The organism is Solwaraspora sp. WMMD1047 (genome assembly GCF_029626155.1).
In the GTDB taxonomy this organism is placed as follows: Bacteria; Actinomycetota; Actinomycetes; order Mycobacteriales; family Micromonosporaceae; genus WMMD1047.
Map to the genome: position 1 here is coordinate 746,650 of NZ_JARUBL010000001.1, position 17,186 is coordinate 763,835.

A 17,186-nucleotide genomic window follows, 5' to 3' on the forward strand; every position below is an offset into this window, starting at 1 on the left:
GCCCGCCGCTGTAACTTATCGCCACCCACACCACACGGTAGCCTCAGCGGGGGCGACCAAGGAGCGCACGGTGGACGAAACAGGGCAACCCGGGGCCGCCGCACCGGGTGAGAACGGCAACGGGGCAGGTACCGAGGGGGAGATCGTCCGTCCGGACAGCGGCTGGGCCACGGCGGATGCCGCCTGGTCCGGTGCCGCCACCCCCGGTGCCGAGGCCGGGCCCGATCCGACCCCGCGGCAGTGGGGGCCACCGGTCGAGCCGGTCGGCGTGCGGACCTGGACCGACCCGTTGCCCCGGTACGGCACCCGCCCGGTCGCCTTCCCCGGTGCCGCCCGGCCGGGTCGCCCGGTGACGAACGGGGCCAGCTACCCGGAGCCGACCACCGGCCGGTCGGCCGCCGGCCACGACGAGGTCGGCAACGAGAACGACGACGACCTGGCGGAGAGCGCCGACGGGCAGCGGCTGGTCGTGCCGGCGCCCCGACCGGTGCCGACGGCGGAGCGGGTGCAACCCCGGTTCGCCGACCAGCCGGTGCCGCTGGACCAGCCGTCGCCCTATCCGACCTCCGCCCCGCCGGTGTCGTCCGCCGCCCCGTACTCCTCGGCCGGTGCCTACCAGTCGCCGTACGCGTCCGCGCCGTACCCGTCGTCCGCCCAACCGGCCGGTCCGGCGTCCGACCTGGAAGCCGACCCGTTCGGCTCGGCCCGCCACTCGTACGACGATCCGCCCGTCCCGCCGACCCAGCCGCCCAGATGGCAGGACCGGGGCCGGCTCGACCCGATCTCCGCGCCGCCCACCTCGGCGCGTCCCCGGTCGGCGCCACCGGCGGGCTCCGGGGGCGTCGAGACCCCGCCCAACTTCCGGGCGCTGCCGAGCAGCTACCGGCCGCCCGAGCGGATGTCGGCGGAGCCGCCCCGGCCGGGTCGCCCCCGCCAGGATCGCGACGCCGACCCGCCGTCCACCGGAGCCGACCCGCGGTCGGGCGAGCCGGCGGAGACCGAGCCGGAGCTCGGCGCGCCGTCGCCACCCGGGCCGAGCGCCTGGTCGTCCGGCTGGGCACCGCCGTGGGCCAGCCTCGCCGAACCCGGCCCGGACACCGGCAACAGCCCTGGTCCCGATCGCCTGCGGGACGACTGGTCGCCGAGCTGGTCCAGTTCGCCGGCGGCCGACCGGTCGACCGCCGAGGAGTCGTCCGAGCCGTCCGAGCTGGCCGATCAGTCGGCCGACCGCCCGACCGCGCCGCTCGACGACCGGCCCGTCCGGCCGGCCTGGGCCGACGCCCCGGCGCCGTACAGCCGGTCCGGCCGGGCAAGGATCGAGGACCCGGCGGCGGCCCGGCCACCGTGGCAACCCATCGCGCCGACGTACGCTACGGGTAACGAGCTTCCGGCGTACCAGCCCGCGGAGCTCTCCCGGGCGAACCCGCCCAACCCGTCACAATCCGGATACCCGTACCGGCCCGACGAACCGGCCCCAGCGGACCCCATCTCGGCGAGCCGTGCGGCCGATCCGCTTACCGAGGCACTGCCCCAGCGCGTCCCCGCCGCGCCGGACGTGCCGACCGTGCCGGAGCCGCCAGCCGTGGATCCACCCGCCGAGACGCCAGAACTGGCCCGGATCGCCACTCACCTGCGCCGGGACGACGACGCCGCCGAGGTGCAGGAGCGCCCGGAGGGCTTCGACGTCAACGCGATCCTGGCGGCTGTGCACGGGGTCGACGGGGTGCGGGAGGCGTCCCTGCGGACCACGCCGGCCGGTGCCCACAGCCTCCGGTTGGATCTCGCCGACGGGGCGGACCCGGCGGAGGTGAGCCGGCAGGTCGCCCGACTGTTGCAGGATCGGATGGGTCTGGCCGCGGCACCGCAGAACCTGCCCGGCCCGGCACCCGCTTCGTCCGCGCCGGCCTCCGACGACCAGCCGCAGTCGCCCGGCTCGCAGCCGACCTCCGCTCCTTCCCAGCCGTCCGGCGGCCAGCCGCAGTCGCCCGGCCGGGTCGCGGCCGCGATGCCGTCGGCTCCCGGTGCGGCGCCGGCGGCCGCCGCCCCGGTGGAGTCCCGAACCGACGCCGACAAGTTGTCCAAGAAGGACGAATTGCCGGAAAGTGTCGCGCGGACCGAACGCAGCGAACGGGCCGGATCGGTCGGCCGGGGACCGCGGCCGTTCGAGACGGCCCCCCAGCAGCGGTCGGCCACCAAGCCGGCGCCCGCCGCCGAGCCCTCGGCCGCAGCAGCGGACGAGGAGCCCACCGAGGCGCCGGACGAAACGCCGCGTCGGCGCCGCGGTGCCGGGCCGCAGGGCCGGGCCGCCGTCGACGAGCGGCTCGGCGATCCGGCGGTGCTCACCGCGCTGCCGTCCGGGCCGGGTCCGCAGACGACCGGTACGTCGTACTCGGGTGGGCAGATCACCACGACGGAGGCGGCGCCGTCCCGGCCGTTGCCCGCCGGCCAGACACCCGGGCCGCGGGTGCTCATCGACCACGTACAGGTGAGCACGTTCGGGCTGGACGCCACCGTCGAGGTCCGGCTCGCCGCCGGTGAGCAGCAGGCCACCGGGTTGGCCACCGGCCCGGCGGTGGACGGCTACGTGCTGCGCCTCTGCGCGGTCTCGGCCGCCGCCGCCGTCGACGAACTGCTCCGGTCCTCGGCGCAGGTCACCGGGCGGGGACGTTGCTTCGTGGAGCACGCCGCGGTGGTGCCGTTCGGCAGCTGCGAGGTGGCCACCGTCGTGGTGCTGCTGGTCTGCGACGGCTGGGTGGAGCAGCTCGCCGGCTCCGCGCTGGTCGCCGGCGACCCGCGCCAGGCTGTGGTACGCGCCACGCTGGCGGCCGTCAACCGCCGGCTGGAGGCCCTGCTGGCCTGAGCCCGGGTCGATTACCCGGTGACGCGCGGCCCGGATCGGTGACACTGGACTGATGAAGCGCGCGATGCTGGGCCCCGAGGAGCTGCTCACCGGAGGTGCGGTGCCACCGCCCTGGCCGGGTCGACCGGTCACCCTCGACGGCACCGTGACGTACGTGCGCGAGACCCCCGCCACCGGTCCGAACGCCGAGCCGGCGCTGTTCGTACACGGCCTCGGTGGCTCCTCGCAGAACTGGACCGACCTGGCCGGCCTGCTCTCCGGCCGGCTGGCCGCCCACGCCATCGACCTGCCCGGCTTCGGCCGTAGCGACCCCGGGGTCAGCTACACCATCCGGGCGTTCGCCGACCGGGTGGTGCGGTACCTGGAGCACAGCGACCGGGGACCGGTGCACCTGATCGGCAACTCGCTCGGCGGGGCGATCTCGATACGGATCGCGGCCCTGCGGCCGGACCTGGTCCGGACCCTGACCCTGATCTCGCCGGCCATGCCGTTCCTGGACCCGCGCCGCTCGCTGCAGGGCCGGATGCTGCCGCTGCTGGCCATCCCCCGGGCGGAGCTGCTGGCCGGCCGGCTGCTGACCCGACTGGCCCCCGAGGAGATGGCCAGCCAGGTGTTGGAGGCGTGTGTGGCGGACATCACCCGGATCTGCGACCAGCGCCGGCAGGAGGCGATCGAGGAGATCCGGCTGCGGTACACGCTCGACCACTACGCCACCGCCTACCTGCGTACGCTGCGCGGCCTGGTGGGCAGCTTCCTGCGCGCGTACCTGCCCGGGTCGAACTCGCTGTGGCGGATCGCCCGGCTGGTGACCGCGCCGAGCCTGGTGATCGGCGGCCGGCGGGACCGGTTGGTCGACCCCCGGGTGTCGCCGCAGGTCGCGAAGGTGCTCTCGGACAGCCGGCTGCTGATGTTGCCGGACGTCGGGCACGTCGCCCAACTGGAGGTGCCGCGGACGGTGGCCCGCGCCACCCTGGCGCTGCTCGACGAGGTGGCCGGCGCCGAGTATTCCGGCTCCGCGATGGAGCAACGGAATCCGGCTGTCGGGCGTACTTAGTTGGCGATGCCATCTTCAGACTTCGCCGCCGGCCGGGCCGGCCCGGCCCGCCGGTCACCGCGCCCCTACCGCGCCGCCCGCGCCCGTCGCCGTCGGGCCCGGCGCCGGGCCACCCTGGCCGTCCTGTCGGTGGCCGCGGCCGGCCTGCTCGGCCTGGCCGCCGCCATCCTGCCGCCCAGGTTCGGGCCGGCCGATCCCGACGGTGCCCGACTGTCCGGGGCCGGTGCCGTCGCCAGCCCGGATCCGACGCCGACCGCCGCGCCCACCCCCACCCCGACCGGTACGCCGACCCCCGGGCCGCCGCCGCTGCGGTTGACCGGGTCGTTCCCGGCGACCGGGTCGGGCAGCTTCGCGTTCGCCGCCGGCCAGGGGCGGGTCGCCGGCCGGGCCGGGCCGCTGCGCCGGTACCGGGTGGCGGTGGAGAAGGGCGCGGGGGAGGAGGTGGCCGGGTTCGTCGCCGCCGTGGAGCGGGCGTTGGGTGATCCGGGAAGTTGGCCGGCGTCCCGGCGGCTGCGGCTGCAGCGGGTGCCGGACGGTGCCGGCCACGACTTCACGATCTATCTCGCCACCGCCGGGACGGCGGGTGAGATGTGCGCGGCCGGCGGGGTGAACATCCGGATCGACGGCCGGCCGTACACGTCCTGCCGGGCGACCGGAAAGGTGATCATCAACCTGGAGCGGTGGCGCCGGTCGGTCGACCACTTCGTCGAGGCCCGGGTGCCGCTGGACACCTACCGGGATTATGTGATCAATCACGAGGTCGGCCACGAGCTGGGCAACGGCCACGAGCGCTGTCCCGGCCGCGGCCGGCCGGCGCCGGTGATGATGCAGCAGACGCTCTTTCTCGACGGCTGCGTCGCGAACCCGTGGCCGTATCTGGACGGCCGCCGGTACACCGGGCCGGCGCTCTGACCGCCGCCCCGGGGCAACGGGCGGCGACCCGGGGCTTATAGTCCGAAATATGGGCATCGGCGCGCCGGCTAGGGTTCCCCCGCCGCGCGTGCAAACCTCAGCCGATGACCCTGTCGACCCGGCGCCGGCGCCGCCGCCAGCGGGCCCTGATGGCCTGCCTGCTGCTCGCCTCGGCCGGCCTGGTCGCGCTCGACCTGGTCGGCCACTCCGAGGCCCGGCAGCAACCGGACCGGGTGGCCCACCCCACGCCGGAGCGGGGCGCCACCACGCCGGCAATCGCCCCGGCCGCCGAGCCGCCGTCGGTTGCCCCACCGGCGGTGCCGACGTCGGGTCAGGCCGCCCAGCGGCCGGCGCCCGCCGACCGGCCGCCGCCGACCTACCCGGAGACCGGCGCCGGCGACTTCGGGTACGCGACCGGCCAGAGCGCCGTGCTGGGCCGCGCCGGCACCCTGCGCCGGTACCGGGTGGCGGTGGAGCGGGGCATCGACCAGGACCCGGCCGGCTTCGCCGGCACCGTGGACGGCATCCTCGGCCACCCCGACGGCTGGACCGCCAGCGGCGAGCTGCGGCTGCGCCGGGTGCCGAGGGTCGCCAGCGCCGAGTTCACCGTCTTCCTGGCCACCCCGGGCACTTCCGAGCGGATCTGCGCGACCGGCGGGCTGCGCACCGAACGTTTCACCAACTGCCGGCTGCCCGGCCAGGTGATCATCAACGCCGCCCGCTGGTTCGGCGCGGTGCCCGGCTACGGCGCGCCGGTCGAGGTCTATCAGGCGTACGCGATAAACCACGAGGTCGGGCACCAGCTCGGCCACGGGCACGAGGCGTGCCCCGGTGCGGGCCGGCCCGCGCCCGTGATGCAGCAGCAGACCTACGGGCTGCACGGCTGCCGGGCATACGCCTGGCCGTACCGGGCCGGCCGCCGCTACGCCGGCCCCGCTGTCGGGTGACCGGTGCCACCGGCCGGCGGGTATTCCCGCTCCCGCATGACGGGCTGGTGTTCCACCTCATGGCCGGCGGGCCGATCGTCGAGCAACAATGGCACGGCATGTTTCGCCGTGACGTCCAGCCGGCCGGCTGGACGAGGATCGCACCGGGAGTTCACCGTGTCGCTGCCCCCGCTCGTGGAGCCCGCCGCCGAGCTGACCGTCGACGAGATCCGCCGCTACTCGCGCCACCTGATCATTCCCGACGTCGGGGTGACCGGGCAGAAGCGGCTGAAGAACGCGCGGGTGCTCTGCGTGGGCGCCGGCGGACTCGGCTCGCCGGCGCTGATGTACCTGGCCGCGGCCGGCGTCGGCACGCTCGGCATCGTCGACTTCGACACGGTCGACGAGTCGAACCTGCAGCGGCAGATCATCCACGGCCAGTCCGACATCGGCCGGTCGAAGGCCGAGTCGGCCGCCGCCAGCGTCCGGGAGATCAACCCGCTGGTCAACGTGGAGATCCACAACACCGCCCTGGACCGGGACAACGTCCGGGAGCTGTTCAGCCAGTACGACCTGATCGTCGACGGCACCGACAACTTCGCCACCCGGTACATGGTCAACGACGCGGCGGTGCTGCTCGGCAAGCCGTACGTCTGGGGTTCGATCTACCGCTTCGACGGGCAGGCGTCGGTCTTCTGGGCCGAGCACGGCCCCTGCTACCGCTGCCTCTACCCGGAGCCGCCGCCGCCCGGCATGGTGCCGTCCTGCGCCGAGGGCGGGGTGCTCGGGGTGCTCTGCGCCTCGATCGGCTCGATCCAGGTCACCGAGGCGATCAAGCTGCTCACCGGCATCGGGGAGCCGCTGGTCGGCGCCCTGACCGTCTACGACGCGCTGGACATGACGTACCGGAAGATCAAGGTCCGCAAGGACCCGGGCTGCGCGCTCTGCGGCGAGAACCCGACGGTCACCGACCTGCTGGAGGACTACGAGGACTTCTGCGGCGCGGTCTCGCCGGAGGCCGAGGCGGCCACCCTGGACGCCACCATCACCGCCCGCGAGCTCAAGGAGTGGCAGGACGCCGGGAAGGACTTCTTCCTGGTCGACGTCCGGGAGCCGGCCGAGTACGAGATCGTCAGCATCCCGGGCGCGACGCTGATCCCCAAGGGCGACATCATCTCCGGCGACGCGCTGGCCCGGCTGCCGCAGGACCGGCAGATCGTGCTGCACTGCAAGTCCGGCGTCCGGTCGGCCGAGGCGCTGGCGGCGATCAAGGCGGCCGGGTTCGCCAACGCCGTACACGTGCAGGGCGGGGTGCTCGCCTGGGTGAAGCAGGTCGACCCGTCGCTGCCCGCGTACTGACCGGACCAGCCGCCGGTCCGGTCACCGGCCGGACAGTTGACCTTGGCTGACCTACCGAGGCGTAACCCCGGCCGCGCCGGTAGCGTCTCGCAGGTGGTCGACATGGACGGTGCGATCGGGTTCGTCGTCGCGCACGGCGACACGGTGGATCGTGCGCGGCTCTCCTGGCTGCGTACCGGGGCGCTGCCGCCGGCGGAGATCCTGGCAAACGCGGAGATCGGGCAGGCCCCGGACGGCGGCTGGCCGGCCTTCTGGGGCGGCGACGTCGCCTCGGTGGACGCCACCTGCTTCCGGCTGGCCGAGCTGGACGACCTCGGCGCGCTCGGCCGCCCGGCGGCCCGCAAGGCGCTGGACTGGCTGGCCAGCCGGCAGCGGCCGGACGGCACCTGGGAGGAGGACGCGTCGCTGGCCGGCGACGCGCCGGCCTGGGCGAAGCCGGGCGACCCGGAGGCGGTGCTCTACCTGACCGCCTGCGCCGGGTTCTGGCTCACCGTCGCCGGCCTGGACGCCCGCTCCGCCGGCCCGCGCGACGAGCGGGTCGGCGGCGCGTACGCGGGTGTGGTGCACGCGGCGGCGCAGGCGGTCGCGGCCCAGGTGCGGCCGGACGGCACCTGGCCGTCGTACCTGGCCGCCGGCTGGCTCGGCGCGGCGATGCTCTACCGGCGGGAGATGTTCTACGAGTCGGCCCGGATCCAGGGTGTGCTCACCGACCGGCTGCCGGAGATGTCGCCGGCCAACGTCGCCGCCATGGGGTCGGCGCTGCGCCGGGTCGGCGTCAAGGCCGACGACTGGCTGTTGGTCGCTGCCCGCCGCCGGCTGGCCGAGACCCAGCGCAGCGACGGCGGGTGGCCCAGTGACGACGGCGATGCCTTCGACGTGCACACCACCCTCGCCGCGATCCGCGCCGCCCGGTAGCCGGCGGTCAGCTCCGCAGGTGGCCGTCGCCGGTCACGACGTACTTGGTGGAGGTCAGCTCCGGCAGGCCCATCGGCCCCCGGGCGTGCAGTTTCTGCGTCGAGATGCCGATCTCGGCGCCGAAGCCGAACTCGCCGCCGTCGGTGAACCGGGTGGAGGCGTTCACCATCACCGCCGCCGAGTCGACCCGGGCGACGAACTCCCGGGCCGCGGCGACCGAGTCGGTGACGATCGCCTCGGTGTGTCCGGAGCCGTACCGGCGGATGTGCTCGACCGCGGCGGCGAGCGAGTCGACGACGGCGGCCGAGATGTCCGCGGAGAGGTACTCGGTGCCGTGGTCGGCGTCGGTGGCCGGCTGCACGGCCGGCGAGTACGCGGCCACCTCGGGGGAGCCGTGCACGGTCACCCCGGCCTCGGCGAGCGCGTCCAGCACCCGGGGCAGGAAGGCGTCCGCGATGTCGGCGTGCACCAGCAGCGACTCGGCGGTGTTGCAGGTCGACAGCCGCTGGGTCTTGGAGTTCAGGACGATCGCCACCGCCTTGTCCAGGTCGGCGGCGGCGTCGACGTAGACGTGGCAGTTGCCGACCCCGGTTTCGATCACCGGCACCGTGGACTCCTCCACCACCGTCCTGATCAGCGACGCCCCGCCGCGCGGGATCAGCACGTCGACCAGGCCCCGGGCGCGCATCAGCTCCTTGACCGAGTCGCGGCTGGTGGCGTCGAGCAGCTGCACGGCGTCGGCGGGCAGCCCGGCGGCGGCGACGGCGTCCCGCAGTACTGCGACGATCGCCGCGTTGGATCGGGCGGCCGACGAGGAGCCGCGCAGCAGGGCGGCGTTGCCGGACTTGAGGCAGATGCCGGCCGCGTCGGCGGTCACGTTCGGCCGGGCCTCGTAGATGATCCCGACCACCCCGAACGGCACCCGGATCTGCCGCAGCTCCAGCCCGTTGGGCAGGGTGGAGCCGCGCAGCACCTCGCCGACCGGGTCGGCCAGGGCGGCCATCTGCCGCAGCGCGTCGGCGATGCCGGCGATCCGGGCGTCGGTGAGGGTGAGCCGGTCGAGGATCGCCGCGGACAGGCCGGCTTCGCGCCCGGCCGCCAGGTCCGCCGCATTGCCTTCCAGAATCTCCGGGGTACGCGCGACAAGCGCGTCGGCCATCGCGTGCAGCGCGGCGTCCTTGGCGGCCCGGGTGGCGGTGGCCAGCACCTCGGCCGCCGCGCGGGCCCGCTGCGCCTGTTCGGTGACGCTCATCAGTCAACTCCTCAGCGGGTGGTGGTGGGGTTCACAGCAGTACCAGGTCGTCGCGGTGCACGACCTCGCGTTCGTAGCCGGGGCCGAGCGCGGCGGCCAGCTCGCCGGTGGAGCGGCCGAGCAGGCCGGGCAGCTCGACCGCGTCGTAGTTGACCAGGCCGCGGGCCACCGGGGCGCCGGAGACGTCGACCAGGTCCACCGGGTCACCGGCGGTGAAGGCGCCGTCCACGGCGGTGATGCCGGCCGGCAGCAGCGACTTGCGCCGCCCGACGACGGCCTGCACCGCGCCCGGGTCCAGGTGCAGCCGGCCGCGCGGTGCGGTGGCGTGGGCCAGCCAGAAGAGCCGGGCGGCGGGTCGCTGGCGGACCGGGTGGAACAGGGTGCCCACCTCGGCGCCGGCCAGCGCCAGGGCGGCCAGCGGCGCGGCGGTGAGCACCACCGGGATGCCGAAGCCGGTGGCGATCCGGGCCGCCTCGATCTTGGTGACCATGCCGCCGGTGCCGACGCCGGCCCGGCCGGCCCGGCCGATCGCCACCCCGGCCAGGTCGTCCGTGCCGCGTACGTCGGTGATCCGGGTGGTGCCGGGGCGGGCCGGGTCGCCGGTGTAGAGGGCGTCCACGTCGGAGAGGAGCACCAGCAGGTCGGCGTGGACCAGGGCGGCGACAAGCGCGCCGAGCCGGTCGTTGTCGCCGAACCGGATCTCCTCGGTGGCGACCGTGTCGTTCTCGTTGACGATCGGCACCGCCTGCAGGTCGAGCAGTTTGCGCAGCGTCCGGTACGCGTTGCGGTAGTGCACCCGGCGGGTGACGTCGTCGACGGTGAGCAGCACCTGCCCGACGGTGCGGCCGTGCCGGCCGAAGCTGGTCGCGTAGTGGCCGATCAGCAGCCCCTGCCCGACGCTCGCGGCGGCCTGCTGGGTGGCCAGGTCGCGGGGGCGGCGGGGGAGTCCGAGCGGGGCCAGCCCGGCCGCGATCGCCCCGGAGGAGACGAGCACGATCTCCCGACCCGCCGGCTGCCGCCCGCTCCCGCCGGTCGGCTGTCCGCCGGTCCCGCCGGCTGGTAGCCAGGCGGCGATGGCGTCGGTGAGGGCGTCGACCCGGGCCGGGTCGAGCCCGCCGGCGGCGGTGGTCAGCGACGACGACCCGATCTTGACGACGATCCGTCGCGCTGCGGTGACTGCTTCACGCACCCGCCCATTCTGCGCGGTCGGCTTCCCAAGATCACGCTGAGATCCCATATCTTGAGGTCCGATGACACCCGAGGAGTACGTCGAAGAGGTGCTGGCGCTCGTCGAGCGCATCCCGCCGGGGCGGGTGATGTCGTACGGGGCGATCGCGGATCACCTGGCCGAGCGCTCCGGCCGGGCGTCGCCGCGGCTGGTCGGCTCGATCATGGCCCGGCACGGCGGCGGCGTCCCGTGGCACCGGGTGGTGAACGCCGCCGGTCGCCTCCCGCCCGGCCACGAGCGGGAAGCCCGCGCCCGACTGCGCGCCGAGGGCGCCCCGCTGCGCGGCGACGGTGTCGACCTCCCCGCCGCCCACTGGTCCCCCGACGATCCCTGAGCAGCGTCGCCGTCCAGTTCGCGGAGCCGTCGGGCCATGATCGTGGCGCAGCTGTCCGTTGGATTCGGCCTCTCAGCACCGCTGAGCGCGCCACGATCCTGGGTGCTCGCGGGAGCGGGCCGGAACTCACCGGAACGGGTGGCTTTGGCGGGCGGGGAACGCGGATATGGTTCATGTTCATGACCGTGCCGTCGGCTGTCGCGCTGCCTCGGAAGGTGCACGTCGGGTACGCGCTCGGGTCGTTGGCCACCGGGGCGTTCGGCACCGTGCCCGGGCTGCTGCTCCTGCCGTACCTGACCGACAGCCTGGGGGTGGCCGCCGGAGTCGCCGCGCTGCTGGTGCTGCTGCCGAAGGCGTGGGACGTGCTGCTCAACCCGGTCGCCGGCCGGATCTCCGACCGCACCCGGTCGCGCTGGGGCGCCCGCCGGCCGTACCTGCTGGCCGGCGGGCTGGCGATGGCGGTGCTCTTCGCCGCCATCTTCGCGGCGCCGTTCGGCACCGGGCCGGGCGCCGCCGCCTACGTCGCGGTCGCCTTCCTCGCCACCGCCAGCGCGTTCGCCTTCTTCCAGGTGCCCTACGTGGCGATGCCGGCCGAACTGACCGCCGACTACCAGGAACGCACCCGCCTGATGACCTGGCGGATCGCGGTCCTCGCGCTGGCCATCCTGGTCTCCGGCGCGCTGGCCCCGCTGGTCGTCACGGTCGGCGGCGACGGCATCGCCGGGCACCGCTGGATGGGGCTCTTCGTCGCCGCGCTGATCGTCGTCGGCGCGGTGGGCGCCTTCGTCGGCACCCGGGACGCCCCCACCGGCACGGTCGGCGAGAGCGAGCCGACATTGCGGGCGCAGCTCGCCGTCGCCGCCCGGAACCGGCCGTTCCGGGTGCTGCTGATCTGCTTCGTCATCCAGTCGGCCGGTGTCGCCACCGTGCTGGCCGGCGTGCAGTACTTCGCCGAGCAGATCCTGGCCAGCCCGGACGCCGGGCCGACGCTGCTCTTCGCCTGCTTCGTCGGGCCGGCGCTGCTGGTGATGCCGCTCTGGAGCCGGGTCGGCGCCCGGCTCGGCAAGCTGCGGGCCTTCGTGGCGGCGTCACTGCTCTTCGCCGCCGGGGCGCTGGCCCTGGTGGTGGCGCCCGCCGTACCCGCCGTCGTGGTCTACCTGGTGGTGGCCGTGATCGGCTGCGGCTACGCCGGACAGCAGGTGTTCGCGCTGGCCATGCTCCCCGACTGCATCGCGTACGACACCGCCCGCACCGGCCGGCGGCAGGCCGGCGTCTTCACCGGCGTCTGGACCGCGGGGGAGACCCTCGGGCTGGCGCTGGGCCCCGGCCTCTACGGGCTGGTGCTGCAGGTCTCCGGTTATGTCTCGTCGTCGACCGGCTCGGCGGCCGACCAGCCGGCCAGCGCCCGGCTCGGCGTGCTGCTCGGCTTCACGGTGCTGCCGGCCGCACTGGTCGGACTGGCGGTGCTGCTGCTGCGCGGCTACGACCTCACCGCCGACCGGCTGGCCGAAGCCGAGGCATCGGCGGAGGGGATAGCGTGACCGGAATGATCGACGCGTTGCCGCCCGAGGGCGTACCGGCCGAGCAGGTTCTCGGCGAGCTGCGCGCCCTGCGCGGCGCGGACCGGCCGACCCACGGCGGGCGGCTCTTCGCCTACGTCTACGACCCGGCGGTGCCGGGGCTGGACGAGCTGGCCGGCTCGGCGTACGCGATCTCGGCGGCCGTCAACGGGCTCGACCCGACCGCGTTCCCATCCCTGCTGGCAATGGAGAACGCGCTGGTCGCCGCCGCGGCCCGGCTGCTCGGCGGCGGACCGGGCAGCGCCGCGCCGGCGGCGGTCGGCAGCGTCACCGGTGGTGGCACCGAGTCGCTGATCCTGGCCGTGCAGGCGGCCCGCAACGCCCGGCCCGAGGTGACCGCGCCCCGGTTGGTCGCCCCGGTCACCGCGCACGCCGCGTTCGCCAAGGCCGCGCACCTGCTCGGCGTCGGGCTGGACCTGGTGCCGGTGTCGCCGAAGACGCTGCGCCCGGCCGCCGCCGACATCGGCGCCGCCATCGGGCCGGACACCGTGCTGGTGGCCTGCTCCGCGCCGTCGTACGCGCACGGGGTGGTCGACCCGGTCACCGAGATCGCCGCGCTCGCCGCGGCGGCCGGGACGCGCTGCCACGTGGACGCCTGCTTCGGCGGTTGGACGCTGCCCTACCTGCGCCGGCTCGGCGCCGACCTGCCGCCGTTCGACTTCGCCGTGCCGGGCGTCACCTCCATCTCGGTCGACCTGCACAAGTACGCGTACGCCCCGAAGGGGGTGTCGGTGCTGCTGCACCGCGATCCCGCGCTGCGCCGGCCGCAGTACTTCGCGTACGCCGACTGGCCCGGTTATCCGCTTGTCAACCCGGTGCTCTCGTCGACCCGCTCGGGTGGGCCGATCGCCGCCGCCGTGGCGACGCTGCGGCACCTCGGCGACGCCGGCTACCTGGCGTTGGCCGCCCGCACCCGGGAGGCGGTCGCCGGGCTGGCCGCCGCCGTCACGGCGGTCGACGGGCTGCGGCTGCTGGCCGAGCCGGAGACGACGGTGGTCTGCCTCGCCTCCGACGACCCCGACCTGGACCTGTTCGTCCTCGCCGACGAGCTGACCGCGCGGGGGTGGCACACCCAACCCCAGATGGCGTACGCCGAACTGCCGGCCAGCATCCACCTGACGGTGACCGCCGCGGTGGCGCCGAGGGTGGCGGAGTTCGGCCCCGACCTCGCCGCGGCGGCCCGGGCCGCGCGGGCGCTCGGGCCGGTGCGGCTGCCCGCCGAACTGCTGGCGGTGGCCGCCGGGCTGACCCCGGCCGCGCTGACTCCGGAGCTGGTCGCCGGCCTCGCCGCCGGCCTCGGCCTGGCCGCGAGCGACGGTCCGGCGGGCGGCAGTGACTCTGCCGGCGGCTCGGCTGGGGCGGGGCCGTTGCCGGACCGGTTGGCGACGGTGAACACGCTGCTCAACGCCGTACCGCCGGAGCTGCGGGCGGCGCTGTTGACCGAGTTCCTGAGCCTGTTGCAGCGCCCGAGCTACCACTGAGGCTGTGGTTGACTGTCTGGTGGTGCGGGCAGCGACCCGGGAAGGGGGACGACCGTGCAGGTGCCGGCGGTGCTGGGGGAACCCATCCGGTTCGTGCTCAACTGGGGGCGGCGCTACTCGCTCTGGGTGTTCAACTTCGGCCTGGCCTGCTGCGCGATCGAGTTCATCGCGACCAGCATGGGACGGCACGACTTCATCCGGCTCGGCGTGATCCCGTTCGCGCACGGGCCGCGCCAGGCCGATCTGATGGTGGTCTCCGGCACGGTGACCGACAAGATGGCCCCGGCGATCAAGCGGCTCTACGACCAGATGCCGGAGCCGAAGTACGTCATCTCGTTCGGCGCCTGCTCGAACTGCGGCGGCCCGTACTGGGATTCCTACTCGGTGACGAAGGGCGTCGACCAGATCATCCCGGTCGACGTTTACGTGCCGGGCTGCCCGCCCCGGCCGGAGGCACTGCTGCACGGCATCCTGCGGCTGCAGGAGAAGATCGCCGCCGAGCAGTCCGGCCTCGGCGGGGTGTCCCGGGTGGACCCGCTGGCGCCGCCGGCCGACGACCCGGCCGGGACCCGATCCGTCGAGTCGCTGACCGCCCCACTGGTCCACCCGCCGGCCCGGGCGGACTCCTGATCGTTCGCCCGCGCCGGCCGGTCGGCCGCCGCCCCGACTGACGCCGACCGAACGGCCGGGTCGGTCGCACCGACCGGACCGGCCCGTCCGCCACCTCGGTGAGCTGGGCATGGACGTTCGATCATGGTGGTCGGGGGTGGCTAGCCTGCCGGCCATGAACGACGAACAGCGTGCGAACCAGATAGTCGACGTCCTGCTCGCCGAGTTCGGTGAGCTGATGGCGCTGGACCCGGCCGCGTTCCGCCGCAAGTTCCGGAAGATGGCCGCCTCCCCGTTCGCCTTCTACCGGGGCAGCGCGGCGCTCTTCTACCACGACGTGACCGGCGACTTCGCCGACGACCGGTTCCTGGACGAGCAGACCAGCCGGGTCTGGATCCACGGTGACCTGCACGCGGAGAACTTCGGCACCTACATGAACGGTTCCGGGCAGCTCGTCTTCAACGTCAACGACTTCGACGAGGCGTACGTCGGGCCGTTCTCCTGGGATCTGAAGCGGTTCGCGGCCAGCGTGGCCCTGATCGGGTACGGCAAGGCGCTCTCCGACCGGGTGATCGGCGACCTGGTGGGGCGGTTCGCGACGGCGTACCTGACCGAGCTGCGGGCCATCGCGGCCGGCGGCGACGACGCGATCGGCTCGATCACCCTGGACAACGCGGACGGGGTGCTGCTGCGGGTGCTCCAGCAGGCCCGGCTGAACACCCGGGTGGACCTGCTCGCCGCGCAGACCACCATCGACCGGTACGAGCGCCGGTTCTCGGTGAGCGACGGCGTCTACCCGGTCGACGAGGCGACCCGGGCCGAGGTGATCGACGCCTTCCACCGGTACCTGGCCACGCTGCCGGGCGCGTCGGGCGGCGAGCGGGAGGTCGCGGCGCAGATCAAGGACGTGGTGCTGCGCAAGGGGGTGGGCATCGGCTCGGCCGGGCTGCCGTCGTACAACCTGCTGCTGGAGGGGAACACCCAGGCGCTGGAGAACGACGTGGTGATCTACATGAAACAGGCCCAGGTGCCCGCGGTGGCCCGGCACGTCGCGGACGAGGGCGTCCGCGACTACTTCCAGCACCAGGGCCACCGTACGGTGGAATCGCAGCGCGCCCTGCAGGCGCACGCCGACCCGTGGCTGGGCTTCACCGAGCTGGCCGGGGTCGGTCAGCTCGTCGCCGAGGTCTCCCCGTACGCGGCTGATCTGGACTGGGCGGACGTGAACGAGCCGGAGGAGCTGGCCGGGGTGGTGGGTGACCTCGGTCGGGCGGTGGCCCGGATGCACTCGGTGGCCGACGACGAGTCCAGCCACGACCTGGTCGACTACTCGACCGAGGAGGCGATCGTCGCGGCGGTGGGCGCGGACGAGTCGGGCTTCGCGGTGCACCTGGTGGAGTTCGCGCACGCCTACGGCGCGCGGGCCCGGCAGGACCACCAGACCTTCGTCGACCTGTTCCGCAACGGCCGACTCCCCGGCCTGTAAGCGGCCCGGCCGCCGGCCTGGAGCGGCCCGGCCGTCCCCGGTCGGTGAGCTGCCCGGCCGTCGCCGGTCCGGCACCGGCGTGGCCGGTCAGTCGCCGAATTCGAGCACCACCTTGATGTCGTCGTCGGCCGAGGTGTACGCCTCGGCGTACGAGCCGACCGGCACCCGGCGGGTGATCAGCGAGTCGAGCCAGCCCGGGTCGGCGGTGGTCAGCGCCTCCGCGGCCAGGTCCCAGTGCCGCCGGTTGGCGTTCACCGAACCGAAGACCACGTTGTTCTCCAGCACCAGGTCACGGTTGAGCGCGCCGGCGTCGAAGTCGATGGTCCGGCCGCCGGTGGAGACCCCGGCCAGGCAGACGATGCCGGTCGGGGCGACCTTGCACATCACCTCCAGGACGACCGCCGGGGCGCCGGTGCACTCCAGGATCACGTCCGGGGCGAAGTCGAGCTCGCTCACCGACCCGGTGTGGTACGCGGCGCCGAGCGCCCCGGCCAGCGCCGGCTTCCGACCGCCGACGGCCCGGTCCAGCACGTGTACGGTGTGGCCGCGCTGGGTGGCCAGCAGCGCGGCGAGCAGGCCGATCGGTCCGGCGCCGGTGACCAGCACGGTCTGTGGCTGCCAGACCGCCCGGGCGCCGATCCGGTCGATGTGGTCCCACGCCTTGGCCAGCACGCTTGTCGGCTCGACCAGGACACCGACCCGCTCCAGGGCCGGGTCGAGGCCGATCGCGAACTTGGGGCCGATCCGCCAGCGGTCCCGGGCGAAGCCGGGCAGCCCCTTGATGCCGTGCTCGGTGTACCGCTCGTTGCGGCACATGTCCCACTCGTCCATCGCGCAGTTGGCGCAGGGCACCGGGTCGGGGTGCCGGACGATGCCGGCGACCAGGTCGCCGGGGTGCAGGGTGCCGCTCGGGTCGGCGATCACCCGGCCGAGGGACTCGTGCCCGAGGACCAGGGTGTGGCAGCCCGGCGGCGGTTCGCCGTGTCCCCCGCCGATGATTTCGTGGTCGGTGCCGCAGATGCCGACCGCCAGCGCCTCGACCAGGATCGCGCCCTCGTCGTTGGCGGGCTCGGGGAAGTCGGGCACCAGTCGCAGCGAGTCGGGCCGGCCGGGAACGACGGTGATGGCGCGCACGCTGGGTATTCTTCCGCCTTCCCTTCGTCATCGGCCCGCAAATCGGGTTCGCCCGA

General features: G+C 74.6%; 14 protein-coding genes. 11 read left to right on the forward strand and 3 right to left on the reverse strand.

The features are described from left to right. The first annotated feature begins 70 nt into the window (after positions 1-70). The 6 genes from O7627_RS03470 to O7627_RS03495 all read left to right on the forward strand — a co-directional run bounded on the left by O7627_RS03470 (position 71) and on the right by O7627_RS03495 (position 8,026). Positions 71-2,860, forward strand: a complete 2,790-nt coding sequence (locus O7627_RS03470) for a hypothetical protein (protein ID WP_278092056.1) — start codon at positions 71-73, stop codon at positions 2,858-2,860. A gap of 52 nt (positions 2,861-2,912) precedes the next feature. Beyond that, positions 2,913-3,914 (forward strand): alpha/beta hydrolase, encoded by a 1,002-nt coding sequence (locus tag O7627_RS03475; protein WP_278092057.1) that lies wholly within the window; start codon positions 2,913-2,915, stop codon positions 3,912-3,914. A gap of 6 nt (positions 3,915-3,920) precedes the next feature. After that, the gene (locus tag O7627_RS03480) at positions 3,921-4,826 is read left to right on the forward strand and encodes a DUF3152 domain-containing protein (RefSeq protein ID WP_278092058.1); all 906 of its coding nucleotides are present in this window, start codon (positions 3,921-3,923) and stop codon (positions 4,824-4,826) included. Between the two features lie 104 nt (positions 4,827-4,930). Beyond that, the gene (locus tag O7627_RS03485; RefSeq protein WP_278092059.1) at positions 4,931-5,773 is read left to right on the forward strand and encodes a DUF3152 domain-containing protein; all 843 of its coding nucleotides are present in this window, start codon (positions 4,931-4,933) and stop codon (positions 5,771-5,773) included. Between the two features lie 108 nt (positions 5,774-5,881). After that, positions 5,882-7,111, forward strand: a complete 1,230-nt coding sequence (gene moeZ, locus O7627_RS03490) for an adenylyltransferase/sulfurtransferase MoeZ (protein WP_347404631.1) — start codon at positions 5,882-5,884, stop codon at positions 7,109-7,111. A 102-nt stretch (positions 7,112-7,213) separates the two neighbouring features. Continuing rightward, positions 7,214-8,026: a prenyltransferase/squalene oxidase repeat-containing protein gene (locus O7627_RS03495; protein WP_278098140.1), complete on the forward strand. Its 813-nt coding sequence runs from the start codon at positions 7,214-7,216 to the stop codon at positions 8,024-8,026. Between the two features lie 7 nt (positions 8,027-8,033). Here O7627_RS03495 and O7627_RS03500 read toward each other — a convergent pair whose 3' ends face one another. Both O7627_RS03500 and proB read right to left on the reverse strand, forming a co-directional pair. After that, positions 8,034-9,278, reverse strand: coding sequence for a glutamate-5-semialdehyde dehydrogenase (locus tag O7627_RS03500; RefSeq protein WP_278092061.1), 1,245 nt, complete (start codon positions 9,276-9,278; stop codon positions 8,034-8,036). Positions 9,279-9,309: 31 nt separating this feature from the next. Then, positions 9,310-10,515: a glutamate 5-kinase gene (proB, locus tag O7627_RS03505; RefSeq protein ID WP_278092062.1), complete on the reverse strand. Its 1,206-nt coding sequence runs from the start codon at positions 10,513-10,515 to the stop codon at positions 9,310-9,312. A 13-nt stretch (positions 10,516-10,528) separates the two neighbouring features. Here proB and O7627_RS03510 point away from each other — a divergent pair, with 13 nt between their 5' ends. The 5 genes from O7627_RS03510 to O7627_RS03530 all read left to right on the forward strand — a co-directional run bounded on the left by O7627_RS03510 (position 10,529) and on the right by O7627_RS03530 (position 15,996). Next, positions 10,529-10,840, forward strand: a complete 312-nt coding sequence (locus O7627_RS03510; protein ID WP_278092063.1) for an MGMT family protein — start codon at positions 10,529-10,531, stop codon at positions 10,838-10,840. A gap of 179 nt (positions 10,841-11,019) precedes the next feature. Further along, on the forward strand, positions 11,020-12,381 hold the full coding sequence (locus O7627_RS03515) for an MFS transporter (protein WP_278092064.1): 1,362 nt from the start codon (positions 11,020-11,022) through the stop codon (positions 12,379-12,381). Between the two features lie 5 nt (positions 12,382-12,386). Beyond that, complete coding sequence (locus tag O7627_RS03520) at positions 12,387-13,901, forward strand: aminotransferase class V-fold PLP-dependent enzyme (protein WP_278098141.1); 1,515 nt, start codon at positions 12,387-12,389, stop codon at positions 13,899-13,901. Between the two features lie 54 nt (positions 13,902-13,955). Beyond that, complete coding sequence (locus O7627_RS03525) at positions 13,956-14,531, forward strand: NADH-quinone oxidoreductase subunit B (RefSeq protein ID WP_278092065.1); 576 nt, start codon at positions 13,956-13,958, stop codon at positions 14,529-14,531. Positions 14,532-14,685: 154 nt separating this feature from the next. Beyond that, on the forward strand, positions 14,686-15,996 hold the full coding sequence (locus O7627_RS03530) for a DUF2252 domain-containing protein (RefSeq protein ID WP_278092066.1): 1,311 nt from the start codon (positions 14,686-14,688) through the stop codon (positions 15,994-15,996). 87 nt (positions 15,997-16,083) lie between these two features. Here O7627_RS03530 and O7627_RS03535 read toward each other — a convergent pair whose 3' ends face one another. Then, entirely contained in the window at positions 16,084-17,130 is a 1,047-nt protein-coding gene (locus O7627_RS03535) for a glucose 1-dehydrogenase (protein ID WP_278092067.1), read from the reverse strand. Between the last annotated feature and the right edge of the window lie 56 nt (positions 17,131-17,186).